Origin of the sequence: Salinicoccus halodurans, assembly GCF_900114445.1 — a bacterium.
GTDB classification, from domain to species: domain Bacteria; phylum Bacillota; class Bacilli; order Staphylococcales; family Salinicoccaceae; genus Salinicoccus; species Salinicoccus halodurans.
On the sequence record NZ_FOTB01000003.1, the window covers coordinates 280,682 to 295,525 of the forward strand.

14 protein-coding genes are annotated in these 14,844 nt (G+C 48.0%); 9 read left to right on the forward strand and 5 right to left on the reverse strand.

Going from position 1 to position 14,844, the window contains the following annotated elements; genetic code table 11:
• Window positions 1–7: 7 nt before the first annotated feature.
• The 7 genes from BM271_RS07955 (at window position 8) to BM271_RS07985 (ending at window position 9,493) form a co-directional block, all read left to right on the forward strand.
• Window positions 8–1,276: a lipid II:glycine glycyltransferase FemX gene (locus BM271_RS07955; protein ID WP_046789160.1), complete on the forward strand. Its 1,269-nt coding sequence runs from the start codon at window positions 8–10 to the stop codon at window positions 1,274–1,276.
• 155 nt (window positions 1,277–1,431) lie between these two features.
• The gene (locus BM271_RS07960; RefSeq protein WP_046789161.1) at window positions 1,432–2,214 is read left to right on the forward strand and encodes a transporter substrate-binding domain-containing protein; all 783 of its coding nucleotides are present in this window, start codon (window positions 1,432–1,434) and stop codon (window positions 2,212–2,214) included.
• Between the two features lie 299 nt (window positions 2,215–2,513).
• Window positions 2,514–6,194 carry a nitrate reductase subunit alpha gene (locus tag BM271_RS07965; protein WP_046789162.1) on the forward strand — a complete coding sequence of 1,227 codons (3,681 nt, stop codon included), beginning with the start codon at window positions 2,514–2,516 and terminating at the stop codon, window positions 6,192–6,194.
• Window positions 6,184–7,731, forward strand: coding sequence for a nitrate reductase subunit beta (gene narH / locus BM271_RS07970; protein ID WP_046789163.1), 1,548 nt, complete (start codon window positions 6,184–6,186; stop codon window positions 7,729–7,731). The genes BM271_RS07965 and narH overlap by 11 nt, the downstream gene beginning before the upstream one ends.
• The gene (narJ, locus tag BM271_RS07975; RefSeq protein WP_046789164.1) at window positions 7,718–8,263 is read left to right on the forward strand and encodes a nitrate reductase molybdenum cofactor assembly chaperone; all 546 of its coding nucleotides are present in this window, start codon (window positions 7,718–7,720) and stop codon (window positions 8,261–8,263) included. The genes narH and narJ overlap by 14 nt, the downstream gene beginning before the upstream one ends.
• Before the next feature lie 61 nt (window positions 8,264–8,324).
• Complete coding sequence (gene narI / locus BM271_RS07980; protein WP_046789165.1) at window positions 8,325–9,074, forward strand: respiratory nitrate reductase subunit gamma; 750 nt, start codon at window positions 8,325–8,327, stop codon at window positions 9,072–9,074.
• Window positions 9,074–9,493 carry a hemerythrin domain-containing protein gene (locus BM271_RS07985; RefSeq protein WP_046789166.1) on the forward strand — a complete coding sequence of 140 codons (420 nt, stop codon included), beginning with the start codon at window positions 9,074–9,076 and terminating at the stop codon, window positions 9,491–9,493. The genes narI and BM271_RS07985 overlap by 1 nt, the downstream gene beginning before the upstream one ends.
• Window positions 9,494–9,587: 94 nt before the next feature.
• Here BM271_RS07985 and BM271_RS07990 read toward each other — a convergent pair whose 3' ends face one another.
• The 5 genes from BM271_RS07990 to BM271_RS08005 all read right to left on the reverse strand — a co-directional run bounded on the left by BM271_RS07990 (window position 9,588) and on the right by BM271_RS08005 (window position 12,438).
• Window positions 9,588–9,872 (reverse strand): hypothetical protein, encoded by a 285-nt coding sequence (locus BM271_RS07990; protein WP_046789167.1) that lies wholly within the window; start codon window positions 9,870–9,872, stop codon window positions 9,588–9,590.
• Between the two features lie 23 nt (window positions 9,873–9,895).
• The gene (gene mspA, locus BM271_RS07995) at window positions 9,896–10,210 is read right to left on the reverse strand and encodes a membrane stabilizing protein MspA (protein ID WP_046789168.1); all 315 of its coding nucleotides are present in this window, start codon (window positions 10,208–10,210) and stop codon (window positions 9,896–9,898) included.
• Window positions 10,207–11,358, reverse strand: coding sequence for an MFS transporter (locus tag BM271_RS08000; RefSeq protein ID WP_046789169.1), 1,152 nt, complete (start codon window positions 11,356–11,358; stop codon window positions 10,207–10,209). Before BM271_RS08000 ends, mspA begins: the two co-directional genes overlap by 4 nt.
• 18 nt (window positions 11,359–11,376) lie before the next feature.
• Entirely contained in the window at window positions 11,377–11,547 is a 171-nt protein-coding gene (locus tag BM271_RS14380) for an SE1832 family protein (RefSeq protein WP_200795331.1), read from the reverse strand.
• Window positions 11,548–11,688: 141 nt separating this feature from the next.
• Window positions 11,689–12,438 (reverse strand): PepSY domain-containing protein, encoded by a 750-nt coding sequence (locus BM271_RS08005; RefSeq protein WP_046789170.1) that lies wholly within the window; start codon window positions 12,436–12,438, stop codon window positions 11,689–11,691.
• Between the two features lie 148 nt (window positions 12,439–12,586).
• Between BM271_RS08005 and BM271_RS08010 the strand changes: the two genes are divergently transcribed.
• A complete protein-coding gene (locus BM271_RS08010; protein ID WP_046789171.1) occupies window positions 12,587–13,225 on the forward strand; it encodes a YczE/YyaS/YitT family protein in 639 nt (212 codons plus the stop codon).
• 36 nt (window positions 13,226–13,261) lie between these two features.
• Window positions 13,262–14,596 carry an NCS2 family permease gene (locus BM271_RS08015; RefSeq protein WP_046789172.1) on the forward strand — a complete coding sequence of 445 codons (1,335 nt, stop codon included), beginning with the start codon at window positions 13,262–13,264 and terminating at the stop codon, window positions 14,594–14,596.
• The last annotated feature ends 248 nt before the right edge of the window (window positions 14,597–14,844 follow it).

Genomic DNA, 14,844 nt, shown 5'->3' on the forward strand with positions numbered 1-14,844 from the left:
GATTACTATGCTTAAATTGTTGAATATTATTAATAAAGAACATAATAGATTTGTTGAATCGCATCCCAACGGTGATCTATTGCAATTAACTGATTGGGCGCAGTCCAAGCGTCTGACAGGCTGGTATTCCAGACGGATTGCCGTGGGCAATGAAAATGGAGAAATACTGGGGACAGCGATGCTGCTCTTCAAAAAGGTTCCGAGGGCCTCGAGTACGCTCTGCTATATTTCCCGTGGGTTTGTCTGTGACTTTAATGACAGGCAGCTCGTTGAATTCATGCTCGGGGAAGCTTTGAAAATTGCCGAGGATGAAAATGCCTATGCAATTAAAATTGATCCGGATCTCCCGCTTGAAGAATACCGGGACACGATTGAATTTTTGAAAACCCTCGGTTTCCGTCACCGCGGTCTGCAGGATGGAATGAGTAAGGATAATATCCAGCCCCGTCAGACAATGGTTGCAGACATTGATAAGGATGATAAAGAGCTGCTGCAAAGCTTTGAGCGCAACAACCGTACAAAAGTCAGGAATGCCGCCCGCAGGGGCACGGTCGTCTATAGGGCTGAGCGTGATGAACTTAAGACATTTGTGGAACTGATGAAAGAGACCGGTGAACGTGACGGTTTCCTTACACGCGACATCACTTATTTCGAATCTCTTTACGATCATTTGAACCCGAACGGGCATATGGAACTGTTTTTAGTCAAACTCATGCCGGAAGATGTTTCTGTCTCACTCCAGAATGATCTGCTGAAAGTGGACAAGGATATTGAGAAGGCAGCCAGGAAAAAAGACGGCAGTAAAAAGGAGAACCAGCTGAAAGACCTGGAGAACCGCAGAGAGAAACTTTCAAAACAGCTGGTTGAAATCGAAGTGATCAAACAGGAACATCCGGACGGCGTAGTGCTGTCCGGCGCACTGCTCGCCCAGTCGGGACATAAATCCTACTATTTATATGGTGCTTCATCAGACAGTTACCGCGAGTATCTGCCAAACCATAATATGCAGTTTGAGATGATGAAGTATGCGCGTGATCATGGTGCGAAAACCTATGATTTCGGGGGCGTCAGCGTTTCGCCGCCGCAGGAATCACCGCATTTTGGATTATGGCAGTTCAAAAAAGTATGGGGTACTGAAGTCAGTGAAAAGATAGGTGAATTTGATTATGTGATCAATAAGCCGCTGTATACTCTGGCTGAAGTCGGTGTGCCAATGTTCCAAAAAGGAAAAGTGAAATTGAATAAGCTGTTGGGGAACAGTAAGAAGCGCCGCTGATGATTCAGTGGCGTTTTATTATCTATAGCTCTTCTCTATAAGCATTCATTCAAAAAACTATACACGATAACCTTGTTCCCGTGGCGAGTATAGGATACACTGTTATTAATTCATAGTCATTAGATATGTTTTATAATGTGCAAGGAGGGGACAGAATGAAAAAATGGATGATTTTGGTGGCGGCTGCACTGATGGTGCTTTCAGGGTGCAGTAATGGAGAAGACGGGGCATCTGCATCGGAAAATGAAAAAGTGATCAAAATTGGTTCATCACCGAATGGTTATCCGACGTCTTTCCAGGAGGACGGGGAGATGAAGGGATTTAATGTGGATATATACAATGCAATTTTTGATGCTCTCGGTTACGAAATAGAATGGGTGCTCACGGACTGGACAGGAGTGCTTGCCAATCTGGATACTGGAAATATAGATACCGCCAGTAATTTTGCGCTGACGCCGGAACGGGGAGAGAAGTACATATTCACTGATCCCTACTACCATTCAAAAGCGGCAATTGCTGTGGCACCTGAAAACGAAGAGATAAAATCTGTTGAAGATATAGAGGGGGCTGATGTCGGTACTATCCTGGGGACAAACTTCCAGAATGTACTGAATGAGCAATACCCGGACCATGGTGGGAATATCGTCGATTATGAAAATAATGAAGTGGTCTACAGGGATGTCGGCGCAGGGAAGCTTGATGCATACATCTTTGGGCGTGAACAGCTTCTTGCAATGATCAATGATAAAGACATTCCGCTCAAGATAGCAGGGGAACCTTTCGGCAGCCAGCCGGTGGGACTCCCTTTCAAGGATACCGAAGAAAACAGAGCGTTGATTGAAGATATCAATGAAGTGATTGAACAGCTGAAGGCGGATGGTACGCTGACCGGGATATCGGAAGACTGGTATGGCGAAGATATATTTACAGAAGAATGAGTTAAAAGCCTGTGCTGCATAAAATCAGCACAGGCTTTTTATAATGGGAAGGTGATTCTGCAAAAAGAAACTTATAGAATGATTTTATTGAGCGCTGGCCCGGACTCCCGTGTAACCAAGCATTCCCCCTCACTGTCTTTATTATGTTTCAGGATTTTAATGCATTTTTATGAAAGTTAAATCTGCATCCAAATAAAATATTCGCAATATTCCGAGTATTAATGGACAAAGAATTTTGCTTCTGCTAATCTGTAATTAAGTTGGTTAGATTTTCCGATAGTAGATAAGGAGTGTATTCAATGAGAAAGAATGTACCGCCACTACTGCAGAAGTTGCGATATTTAGGAAAAACACAACCTGAAACAGAACATAGTGAAAAATCTCCGAAACATCGCCAGCGCACCGAAAACTATTACCGCAGACGCTGGCAGCATGATAAAGTCGTTCGTACTACCCACGGGGTCAACTGTACCGGTTCATGCAGCTGGAAGGTGCATGTCAAAGACGGTATCATCGCCTGGGAAACCCAGCAGACAGACTATCCTTCCACCGGTCCCGGGATGCCGGAATATGAACCCCGCGGCTGTCCGAGAGGAGCCAGTTTCTCATGGTATACCTACAGTCCCCACCGCGTTCGGTTTCCATATATAAGAAGCGCTTTGCTTAAGCTCTGGCGTGAAGCTGTTAAAGAAACTGATGACCCGGTAAAAGCCTGGGCAGCCATCATAGAAAATGAAGAGTCGAGCCGGGTTTATAAACTTGCCAGAGGCAAAGGAGGATTTGTGCGGACGACATGGGACGAAGTGGAAACACTGATCTCAGCCCAGCTCATTTATACATTGAAAACGCACGGTCCTGACCGCATCTTCGGCTTTTCGCCGATTCCGGCCATGTCGATGGTCAGTTATGCCGGCGGCGCAAGATTTCTGAATCTGATCGGTGGTGTGCTGCTCAGTTTCTATGATTGGTATGCCGATCTGCCACCCGCTTCTCCGCAGGTCTGGGGAGAGCAGACCGATGTCCCTGAGAGTTCCGACTGGTATAACTCCAGCTATATGCTCGTCTGGGGCTCCAATCTGCCGCAGACCCGTACACCGGATTCCCATTTCATGGTCGAAGCCCGTTACAAAGGGACAAAGGTGGTGGCTGTGGCACCGGATCTGGCGGAATTCGTAAAATTCGCCGACAACTGGCTGCCGGTCAAGGCTGGTATGGACGGTGCCATTGCCATGGCAATGACCCACGTCATCCTTCAGGAGTTCTATATCGATCAGACTGTTCCATACTTTGAAGATTACGCAAAAACATATACAGACCTGCCGTATCTGATCAGATTGAAGGAAACGGCAGATGGCTATAAGGCGGATCGTTTCCTGCGTGCGAGCGATCTTGGATACGATACTGAAAAAGCTGACTGGAAAACGATTGTCTACGATGAAGAGACGGGTTCCTACGCAGTTCCGAATGGTTCAATCGGTCACCGGTGGGATGGCGGGGCGAATTGGAACATGCGGAAGACTGACACGGTCAATGACGTGGAAAATATTTCACCTGCCCTTACGCTGCTTGGTGCCGAAGAGCGTATCGAACCTCTAAGTATTGCAGCATTCGAGGAGCCCGGAAACTATATATTCAAACGGAGCGTACCTGTCAGAGAGATAGAAACTGACGAAGGCTCTGTCCTTGTAACCAGCGTCTTCGACATCATGTGTGCGCAGACCGGTGTCAATCGCGGTCTTGCAGGAGATACCCGGACAACCTATGAGGATGACCGTCCCTATACGCCGGCATGGCAGGAGAAATATACGAACGTACAGCCGGCACTGGTCGCCCAGATTGCCAGAGAATTTGCCCAGAACGCAATCGACAGCAACGGCAGATCGATGATTATCATGGGATCCGGAATCAACCACTGGTACCATTCAGATACGATCTACCGGGCCATACTCAATCTTGTGCTTCTTACCGGTTCCCAGGGTGTGAATGGCGGTGGATGGGCACACTATGTCGGTCAGGAAAAAGTCCGGCCTTATGAAGGATGGCAGACTGTTGCCATGGCCAAGGATTGGGGCGGCGCAAACCGACTCCAGAATGGGACTTCGTTTTTCTATTTTGCAACAGAGCAATGGAAATATGAGGAACAGAAAACAAGAGATATAGCCTCGCCGCTTGCCGAAAAAACAAAGTATGAAAACCTTGGTGATTATAATGTGCTCGCGGCACGGCTGGGCTGGCTCCCGTCCTATCCCCAGTTCAACCGGAATGCACTCGGTTTAAGCGATCCCGGCCGTGAAGATTCCCGGAATATCCAGGGTGTAGTGGATTCAGTCGTCAACAAGGAAATGGATTTTGCGATCGAGTCGCCCAATGACCCAGTCAATTTCCCGAAAACGATGTTCGTCTGGCGCGCGAACCTGCTGGGCAGTTCTGCAAAGGGACATGAATATTTCCTGAAGCACCTTCTCGGTACACACGGCCACAATCTGAGTGGGGAAAACGAGGATCTGGAGACGGTCGAATTGAATATGGATATCCCCTCGGCTACCGGGAAACTGGATCTGTTGATCAATTCCGATTTCCGCATGTCAGGCACAGGACTTTATTCCGATATCGTTCTGCCGACGGCAACATGGTATGAAAAGGAGGACCTCAGTTCGACGGATATGCATCCGTTCGTCCATCCATTCAATGCGGCGATTACACCGCCGTGGGAGGCGCGTTCCGACTGGGATACATTCAAAAGACTGGCTAAACGCTTCTCCGAGATGGCCGGGGAGCATCTGCCTGCAACAGTCCATGATACAGTGACTGCACCGCTCATGCATGACTCTCCCGATGAGATAGCACAGCCGCTTGGTCATGTTCCGGATTGGAAAGGCACAGGTATCGATCCGATTCCCGGCATCAATTTTCCAAAAGTGAATATTGTCGAACGCGAGTACAGCAGAATCTATGACAAATTCATCACCCTCGGTCCTGCAGTGAAGAAAAATATAGGATCCAAAGGGAACTCATGGGATGCTTCCGAGGAGTATGAAAGCCTGAGAGCTCTGCTCGGTCCTTCCCGCGCGCCGGACATGCCGGATGAGATGCCGACGCTTTATGAAGGGGTGGATGCTGCAGAGGTAATGCTCGGATTATCAAGTACGACCCGCGGGACCCTTGCTGTCAAAGGATTCGAAGCAATGGAGAAGAAAACGGGACAGAAACTGGTGGATCTTGCTAAAGACCGGAAAGAGGATTACTTCACTTTTGCGGATATTACCAATCGACCGCAGCATGTCATCACCTCCCCCACCTTCAGCGGGATAGTCAAAGGCAACAGAAGGTATTCTGCATTCACGACGAACGTCGAAAGGCTGGTGCCATGGCGTACGCTGACCGGCCGGCAGCATTTCTATCTCGATCATGAAACGATGCTGGAATTCGGTGAAGAACTGCCGACATTCAAGCCGCCGCTTAAAAAGGCCACTTTCTATACCGGGGATGAGCGGCCGGACAGTGATCGGCCGGAAATTTCATTGAGATATTTGACGCCGCACTTCAAATGGTCGTTCCACAGCATGTTCGGGGACGCTCTCCCCATGCTTACACTGTTCCGCGGCGGGCCGCATGTGTGGATGAATAACAAGGACGCAGAAGAGGTGGGTATCAAGGATAATGATTGGCTGGAAATGTATAACCGTAACGGTGTTGTGGTGGCCAGGGCGGTAACGAGTCACAGGCTGCCGCGCGGTGTGGCATTCATGTACCATGTCCAGGACAGGCTTATTAATGTACCGGGATCAAAGATCACCAAAGACAGGGGCGGGACGTTCAACAGTCCAACCCGCATTCATATCAAACCGACGCAGATGATCGGCGGCTATGCTCAATTAAGCTATGGTTTCAACTACTATGGTCCGACGGGGAACCAACGGGATGAACAGGTTCAGATTCGCCGGATGGACCGGGAAGAGGTGGATTGGCTTGAAGATTAAAGCGCAGTTTGGAATGGTAATGAATCTGGATAAGTGTATCGGATGCCACACATGTTCAGTCACCTGCAATAATACCTGGACGAATCGTCCAGGTGCCGAGTACATGTGGTGGAATAACGTTGAAACGAAGCCAGGGGTCGGTTACCCGAAAGAATGGGAGAATCAGGAGAAGAATAAGGGCGGCTGGGAGATGCGCAATGGGCAGCTTGCATTAAAAGCAGGCGGAAAAGCGCATAAGCTGCTTAACATTTTCCACAACCCCGACCTGATGGGCATCGATGATTATTATGAACCTTGGACATATGACTACGAGAACCTTGTAAACAGTCCTGAGAGGAAGCATCAGCCTGTCGCAAGACCCGTATCACAGCTGACTGGTGAATACATGGACATATTATGGGGGCCGAACTGGGAAGACGACCTGGCGGGCGTCCACGAAACGGCCAAAAATGATGTCAATATGCGCGGAATTGATGAAAAGGTGAGGACGGAATTCGAAGATGCTTTCATGATGTATCTGCCCAGGATCTGCGAACACTGCATCAACCCATCCTGTGTTTCCTCCTGTCCGTCAGGTGCGATGTACAAGAGGGAGGAAGATGGTATCGTGCTCGTCGATCAGGATGCGTGCAGAAGCTGGCGTTTCTGCATGTCCGGCTGTCCCTACAAGAAAGTGTACTTCAACTGGCAGACGAATAAGGCGGAGAAATGCACGTTCTGTTTCCCTAAGATTGAAAATGGGGACCCGACAATCTGTTCCGAAACATGTGTCGGCAGAATCCGTTATATCGGCATCGTTCTGTATGATGCAGACCGTGTGAAGGAGGCGGCATCCGTCGAGGATGACCAGGACCTTTATGAAGCGCAGCTGGATCTGATTCTGGATCCGCATGATCCGGAGATCATCGAACAGGCCAAACGGGACGGCATTCCGGAAGATTGGATAGAAGCGGCACAGGAATCCCCGGTCTATAAGATGGCAGTAGAACAGAAGATTGCATTGCCGCTTCATCCAGAATACCGCACAATGCCGATGGTATGGTACATTCCACCGCTCAGCCCGATTGTCGATGCTTTTGACGGGCATTTGGATAACGTTTCATCTGATGTCGTATTTCCCGCCATCGACCAGTTCCGTATCCCAATCGAGTACTTGGCGAACCTGATGACGGCAGGCGATACCGAGGTCGTATCAACTGTATTGAAACGCCTTGTCGCTATGAGATCGTATATGCGAAGCATCGATCTCGGCAAGAAGCCGGATACGACTTTGATCGACCGGCTGGGTATATCCGAAGAAATGGCGCGGGACATGTATGAACTATCGGCGATTGCCAAATACGGTGACCGTTATGTCATTCCAAAAGCGCACCGTGAAGAAGCGGAAAATATGTTTGCACAGCAGGGACAGACCGGTTTCGACTTCCAGGCCGGCTGTGAGTCATGTGCAATGAACGGGGAATGGAAAGACCCATATGAATACAGTGAGTCATATTTCAGTGATGTAGCAGGAGGGGCTCCGGATGGAAGAGCATAAAAGTATTTTAAAGCTGTCATCAATATTTCTGCAGTATCCCGATAGTGAGTGGTACCGGAATGAAGAGATCTATGAGTTCATTCTCCAGCTGGAGAGCAGATCGGAACGTGAACAGCTGTTGAATTTCTGGGACTATTCCGTTTCACTGCCATGGCTTGAACTGGAGCAGAACTATGTGAAGCAATTTGATTTCAGCAAGGATTGTTCACTGTATCTCACTTATGGCGTGTTCGGTGATAAACGGGAGCGCGGCCAGGGGTTCATTAAACTCAAAATGGAATATGCCAAAGCGGGATACCGGATTACCGGAGATGAACTGCCCGACTTTCTGCCTCTTATACTTGAAGCCATGTCGGAAACGGACGATGCATTTACCCATAAGCTCTACTTTATCCATAAGAAAGCGATGGATCAGCTGTATGCACAGCTGAAAGAACAGAAATCCCCTTATGCCTATCTTTTGGCAGCCGTATTGGAAACGCTCGATAAAACTGTAGCACGCGAGCAGGTGAAGGAAAGCAGAAAGGTATAATTCATGTCCTTGGATTCTGCCGGCGGTGTAGTGGCAGGCATGGGCAATCTTCCGGAAGGAGATGAAGAAATTGGAGGTAATCGATTTTTTATTATGGGTCGCATTTCCCTATATCGCCCTGACGATATTTATCGTCGGACATATATACCGCTATAATAAAGACCAGTTCGGCTGGTCGGCCCAATCGAGTCAGTTTCTGCAGAATGACAAAATGCTCAGGTGGGGGAGTATCCTGTTCCACATAGGGGTCATATTTGTATTCTTCGGTCATATCGCCGGTATCGTTGTGCCACAGACCTTCTATCCGATGATCGGGGTAACAGAAGGGATGTACCACTTCGGGGCCGTCTGGTTTGGCGGTGCAGCCGGACTGGTGATGGTGATCGGAGGGGCCCTGCTGACCATCCGCCGGATGGAAAGCAAGCGGGTTCACAGGAAAGGTACAAGGAAAGATCTGTATGTGCTTCTTCTGATTGGGGTTGTAACAGTAATCGGTTTTACCAATACCGCCTGGTATACGGCAACCGGCGGGGATTTTGATTATCGAGATACGATCGGCCCGTGGTTCCGGGGTATTCTCAGTTTCCGGCCGATGCCCGAGATGGTGGCCACCGCTCCATGGGGATTCCAGGCCCATATATTATCAGCTTTTGTGCTGTTTGCCGTCTGGCCATTCACCAGGCTGGTCCATGTCTGGAGCCTGCCGCTTGAGTATATAAGAAGAAGGTATATCATCTACCGCGCAAGTAATCCTGAAAAGTATCGGAAAGCACCACATATGCAATTGAAAAAAGGAAAGGATGTTGAATAATGTCAGGTCCCGCATTGCGGCAACTGGCCGCTCACCGTTCTATTCATGAAGCGGCCCATGGTCAGGTTAAAGATATGACAGCCTCGCTCCGTCTCCTGTATGAAAAAGGCAGGGAGGAAGAGGGGCGTAAAGCAGAGAAAGTGATTTTGGAGCATTGGAGCGATCATATTATTGCCCATGCAGACTCGGAGGAGGAGGGGCTTTATCTGGATGTCAGAAAAGAACGCCCTGAACTGAGTGACACAATCACCCAGCTGAAGAGAGATCATGATCTGCTCCGCAAGATAGCCGGGGCAATCGAAGAGAATTTGGAAGCGGATGGATCAGCAGACGAAAGACTGGTCATGTATGAAAGTCTCCTGGTTGTGAATTGGCATCACAGCCGGGATGAAGAGAAATATTTGCTGGGTGAATCATAAGGTTTTTCGCCGGCATGGTGAAGCTGCAAAAGTAGGAATTGAATGATGAATCGAAAAAGGACGGCCCGTTTATGAGGGGCCGTCCTTAGTGTTTCTAATATATATGAAGGAAATAAGGTTTTGTAAAAGCGATCAGCACTATAAATATCAGGGACACAATCGACAGTATGAACAGGGTGAGGGAGAGACCGAAATGAAACCTGCGGTTTTCATAAAGATTCGGCTCGGATCTGATTGCCCGCCATCCCGTAAAGAGAGAAATGAGGCTGAGGACAGACCATACATATATATTGAAAAAAATTATACCATCATTAATGATGTAATTGATGAAAAACATAAGCTGCATCAATACAAGTAATATCAGTATGACCCGCCTCATGGGAATCCTCCTCTTCCTTCAGGTTAAAGTGTCAACAGCAAAATGATATAAGCAGCCGCGAGCATGATTGTGAATGCATGGATCATGAACAGCCGGTCGCCATCTCCTTTATATTGTTTGAAACCAGTAATTTCGACTGATATGAAAACACAGACAGCCAGAGCGAATGTCAGAACACTTCCGGGGCTTTCGGCATTAAGGGAAGTGAGTGTGGCCAGAAGCAGAAAAGCGATGCCCGCGAGGACTCTCAGAGTATCCAGCACCCTGCTGCGCATGACCAGTATGGTAGCTGCGCTGATTACAAGATACATGAGGAGCATCAGAATCGGCAGAATCATGCCAATCTCCTCCTTTTTCTATAATATTGGAATATGAAGTATGTTGAGAATACTGTCAACGCCGCACCAATCCAGAAAGGAAGGCCGGTGGTAATCACGAACAGGTAGTTGAATACGAGCGGACCGAAAATTCTGCCCAGGCTGTCGAGTGAGTACGTTGTGGAAGTCAGGCGGCCCATTTCATTTTGACTGGCCTCTTTGGTGATCTGGGAAGTAAGCAGCGTCTTAACAAACGCATTTCCCGACATCAGCAGGACGATGCATATACCTGCGTAGAGAAGATTGGGCATAAAGGGCAGCATGACGAAAGCGATGAGCGCCATCGCCTGCCCGATGATCATAACGGGATACTCCTGACCATCCTTCAATCTTCCGATGATGCCGCCCTGGACAGCTGCATTGAATATTCCACCGATGAAGAATAAAATACCCATCTGTGCCGGAGTGATGTCAATGCGGTCTATCGCAAGGAGCTGGAATGTACTTTCCATCCCGCTCATCGTCAGCATTACAAAAAAGGTGCAGATGAGAAGGATGCCGACGGGCTGGATGAAGTAGTCACTGGCAAGCGTAATCCGCTTCTTCGTGTACGCACCGGGGCGGTATGTTTCCTGCACTTTGATGATACTGAACAAGAGTGCGCCGACGATGACGATCGTCGTCATATAGTAGGCGAAACTCAGACTGATTTCAGCGAGGAGACCACCGACGCCCGGTCCAAATATAAATCCGAGTCCGATGCACATTCCGACGAGACCCATGTATCTGGTGCGTTCCTCGCGGGTCGTAATGTCGGCGACCATGCTTGTGGTTGCAGTGTAAAGTGCACCCGAAGCGGCACCGCCGATCAATCTGCTTATATATAAAACCCAAAGTACGTCTATGAACATACCGAATAAGAGAAAGCTGAAACTAAATGCAAGCAGTCCGTAAAGGAGAAGCGGACGACGGCCGAAGCGGTCGCTCAGCCTGCCGAAATACGGCGCTGACAAAAAACTTGCCAGAGAATAGACCGCAAGCAGCCAGCCCATATGTGTTGTAGAGACTTCCAGCTCTGTGACCAGTTGCGGGATGACCGGGATGATCATGCTGAAGCCAAAATATATTAAAAACTGGATGATCATAATGAGCGAAATCATTTTCTTCATGTCGTGCACTTCCTATACTTATTTCTGATTTCTGATTGCTGCTTTAGTGTCGGCGATTTCCTGTTCGATTTTCTCGAGGCGTTCTTCCATTTTAGATGTATTATTGCCAGTGGATTCAAGTTTTTCCAAATCTCCCTGGATACGGATATACTCATTCTTCAGTTCCAGAAGTCTATAATCTAAATCCATGAATATCACCACCTTGAATTATAGTTGTATCATATCACAATCATATAGATATGCATAAACGAGTCGTGACATTTTGTTAACACTCCGTAAAAAACCGGGGTCAGATGAGTCTGCCCCGGTACCTCGCATGTCATTTAATTATCAGTCTTCATCGTCCTCGCTATCATCACCGTCATCATTATCAAAATCCGTCTCGATGACGTCCCCTGATTCAGCGTTGATTTTTATATCAGCATCGCCATTATCCGTATTTTTGAGCTCTATTTCATACTCCAGGCTGCCGTCATCCTTATCGAGGGACCAGCCTTCAATCTCTCCGTTGCCCCCTGCTTCATCAATTGCTGTCTGGACTGCATCTTCAGCAGTGACGGCTTCACTGTATTCGAACTGGTCTTCTGAATCGTCATCATCGTCTGTTTCAGTGCTTTCATTAACGACTGACAAGTCTTCGACAGAAAGTTTGACTTCATATTCTTCAGAGCCCTGTTCCATATCTACCTTATATACCCATTGGCCATCATCATGGTCCAGTTCGACCTGGATAAGTTCACCGTCAAAGCTTTCCCTGGCAGTGTCCACTGCCTCCTGGGCGTTGTGGCTGATATCATCCTGCACAATAGTATCACTGGAACTGCCGCCGGAACCTTCTCCTGAATTGTCGCCTGATGCATTGTCTTCTGAATCATTTCCGTCGCCACTGCTGCCGTCATCATTACTGTCATCCATTTCTTCATCCGGTGAAGTTTCATCTACACTCTCCTCAGGATTCTCTTCTGAAGATGACTGTTCAGTGTTCTGTCCAGTTTCTTCATTTTCTCCGCCGTTTCCACATGCAGCCATGACCAGTCCCGCAGAAAGAAGTACACTTGCGAGTTTATATCTGTATGACATGTTACCACCTCTTCTAAATAATAGTTTAGTAACCAGCTTCCCTTTACGGCATAGTTTAAACCGTTCATGTGAAGAAAAGCACGTATTGCAATTTTACCTGCAAAAGCGTAAACTGTTTGAGATATGATAGGTGAGGATGGTGTCGTAATTGAAAAGGAATCTGGCAAAACGCTGGCTTTTTTATGTTGTTGGCCTGATCATTCTTGCATTGGGTATTGCGCTCACAATCAAAGGGCGTCTTCTCGGATTGAGTTCCTGGGATGTCCTCCATTACGGTCTCTGGCAGACTTTTGGGCTGACGATAGGATCCTGGGCGATCATTACAGGGGCTGTAATTGTCCTGTTGACTGCCATAGGGATGAAACGCTGGCCTAAAATCGGCGTGTATGTGAATATGATAGCGATTGGTCTGTTCATAGATATCTTTAACTGGCTGATTCCCGATGTTTATGGATGGGGGGCGCACATTCTGATTTTTACACTCGGTCTTTTTATCATGGCTTTCGGCGTGGCCTTCTATATCACTCCGAACCTTGGCGCCGGTCCCCGCGATACGCTGATGCTTGTACTTGTCGAGAAATTCAATATGAAGCTGTCGATGGCGCGTAACGTAATGGAATTTGGTGCAGCAGTGGCCGGCTTCCTTCTTGGCGGCCCGGTTTTCATCGGTACGATTATCATCATCGTCGGCCTCGGGAGACTGATAGAAGTATTTCTGCCGGTCACACGCAGCCTTCTGGTGAAATTCCTGGGTGAAGATGACCCGAACATCATTAAAGTGATTTAGCCGCAGCGTTATTCTACTGAAAGAATGGAGATACGTATGAAAAAATATTTTGATTTTGAAGGAAATGGTACGACTTACCGCCGCGAAATCGTCGGTGGACTGACAACTTTCCTGTCGATGGCTTACATACTTGCAGTCAACCCGTCTGTCCTTTCCCTCCAGGGAGTGGAAGGGATTCCTGATTCGATGAGAATGGATATGGGGGCAGTGTTCGTGGCAACGGCGCTCGCTGCTTTCATTGGTTGTATGATCATGGGACTCTATGCCAGATACCCCATCGCACTCGCTCCCGGAATGGGGCTGAATGCGTTCTTCGCATTTACTGTTGTTCTCACAATGGGGATTCCCTGGCAGACTGCACTGACAGGTGTTCTATTCTCCGGGGCAATTTTCGCGATACTGACAATTACCGGTCTGCGCGAATATGTCATAAATTCGATACCGATGGAAATGAAAATGGCAGTCAGTGCAGGAATCGGTTTCTTCATTACATTTGTCGGGCTGCAGAGTGCCGGCATCATTACCATGGATGAAGCGACACTCGTAGGTCTGGGTACTACCCATGATCCAAAAGTGCTTCTTGCAGTCGGTGGTCTTGTCATCACAGTCATCCTGATGGCCAGGAAAGTGCCGGCGGCAATCTTCATCGGTATGATCATCACCGCTCTGATCGGGCTGGTTTTCGGACTTGTTCCAATGCCGGACGGCATCATCGGTGCTGTTCCAAGCATAGAACCGACATTCGGCGTCGCCTTTGAAGCATTCTCGGATCCAGCGGCATTTTTCAACATACAATTCCTGATTGTTGTTTTGACATTCTTGTTTGTAGACTTTTTCGATACAGCAGGTACGCTTGTCGGAGTTGCCAGCCAGGCAAACATGATTAAGGATAATAAACTTCCACGTGGAGACCGTGCGTTGCTTTCCGATTCAATTGCTACCATTACAGGAGCGATATTCGGTACATCGACAACCACTTCCTATGTCGAATCGACGGCGGGAGTCGCTGCAGGGGCGCGTACAGGTTTTGCAAGTGTGGTCACAGGAGGGCTGTTCCTGCTCGCCATCTTCCTGTCTCCGCTGATTGTGACATTCACTTCGGAAGTCACAGCGCCGGCACTCATCATTGTCGGTGCACTGATGGTTTCGAATCTATCCAAGATCCGCTGGGATCAGTTCGAGGTGGCTGTCCCGGCATTCCTGACGATGTTCATGATGCCTTTGACATACAGCATCGCTACAGGGATTGCCATCGGCTTCGTATTCTATCCGATTACCATGATCATGGCAGGCAGAAGAAAAGAGATTCACCCAATGATGTATGCCCTGTTTGTAATCTTCGTTCTGTACTTTATATTTATGACGGATTAAGCCAAAAAGACATTGTAATTTGTAACTGAATATTGTATAATGGACCAGGTTATGAGAAGTCCATGCGAAAGAGTGAAAAAATCTTGTGTTAACTGTTGATTTTTTCACTTTTTTCATGTATTATATCTAACGTTGGACTTAAATGAGCGCCGTCTGTGCGATCATGTTAAAAACACGCCATTTACATAGATGGCAGGGGTTTTTAGTATCGAAGAAGCGAGAGGTTACTGACACGCCCGGCCGCTTTG

Bases quoted from the DNA above. Each gene is read 5' to 3' on its own strand.
- BM271_RS07955 (WP_046789160.1), top strand. From the start codon at position 8: ATGCTTAAATTGTTGAATATTATTAATAAAGAACATAATAGATTTGTT.
- BM271_RS07960 (WP_046789161.1), top strand. From the start codon at position 1,432: ATGAAAAAATGGATGATTTTGGTGGCGGCTGCACTGATGGTGCTTTCA.
- BM271_RS07965 (WP_046789162.1), top strand. From the start codon at position 2,514: ATGAGAAAGAATGTACCGCCACTACTGCAGAAGTTGCGATATTTAGGA.
- narJ (WP_046789164.1), top strand. From the start codon at position 7,718: ATGGAAGAGCATAAAAGTATTTTAAAGCTGTCATCAATATTTCTGCAG.
- narI (WP_046789165.1), top strand. From the start codon at position 8,325: ATGAAGAAATTGGAGGTAATCGATTTTTTATTATGGGTCGCATTTCCC.
- BM271_RS07985 (WP_046789166.1), top strand. From the start codon at position 9,074: ATGTCAGGTCCCGCATTGCGGCAACTGGCCGCTCACCGTTCTATTCAT.
- BM271_RS07990 (WP_046789167.1), bottom strand. From the start codon at position 9,872: ATGAGGCGGGTCATACTGATATTACTTGTATTGATGCAGCTTATGTTT.
- mspA (WP_046789168.1), bottom strand. From the start codon at position 10,210: ATGATTCTGCCGATTCTGATGCTCCTCATGTATCTTGTAATCAGCGCA.
- BM271_RS08000 (WP_046789169.1), bottom strand. From the start codon at position 11,358: ATGAAGAAAATGATTTCGCTCATTATGATCATCCAGTTTTTAATATAT.
- BM271_RS14380 (WP_200795331.1), bottom strand. From the start codon at position 11,547: ATGGATTTAGATTATAGACTTCTGGAACTGAAGAATGAGTATATCCGT.
- BM271_RS08005 (WP_046789170.1), bottom strand. From the start codon at position 12,438: ATGTCATACAGATATAAACTCGCAAGTGTACTTCTTTCTGCGGGACTG.
- BM271_RS08015 (WP_046789172.1), top strand. From the start codon at position 13,262: ATGAAAAAATATTTTGATTTTGAAGGAAATGGTACGACTTACCGCCGC.